The organism is Segeticoccus rhizosphaerae (genome assembly GCF_009192725.1).
GTDB lineage: Bacteria > Actinomycetota > Actinomycetes > Actinomycetales > Dermatophilaceae > Segeticoccus > Segeticoccus rhizosphaerae.
In genome coordinates, this window is sequence record NZ_VOHR01000724.1 from 1 (window position 1) to 569 (window position 569).

Here is a 569-nt window from a genome sequence, read left to right on the forward strand (position 1 = left end):
CGATGTGCTATTCACTCAAGTCTCGCACATTGTTACTCAACTAAATTATCCTAATAAATTCAAACAGGTATTCTTGTTACTCGACAGCTACCAAGGACCATTTCTACGACAATATCAGCAAGGTGATTTCAACCAGTTGCTCACATCAGCCAACGAGTTAGTAAACAATGGCATCGTCAATGGGCTTCTTATCGCACCCACTTCAAGTGATGTGATAACTGTTACATACAACCAATGGTTTGGTGCGCCAACGGTTACACAATCACATACTGTTTCACAGGCTCCGCTTTTTTCTCAGATATGGGCATTTAATCAAGTCACTACACGTTACGTATTACAGTGTGATTGCGATGTGCTGGTGGGGCGAAAAGACTGGCAACATGACTATATAGCAGACATGAAAGCTGAGTTAATCGACCCTAACGTCATTAGCGTAGGATTTAATATACCTAAGTCTACGAATGCATTTTTACCTTACTTTGGACAAGATGGGCAATTTGCCCCCGAAGTCAGAATGGGCTTGCTAGATCTTGTTAAAATTAAGCAAACACTGCCAATAAGCAATCCTA

1 protein-coding gene is annotated in these 569 nt (G+C 41.1%); it reads left to right on the forward strand.

Annotated elements, in window-relative coordinates:
* Positions 1 to 569 (forward strand): hypothetical protein (locus tag FRW57_RS23835; protein ID WP_203230525.1); only part of this gene is annotated, 569 nt, incomplete at both ends.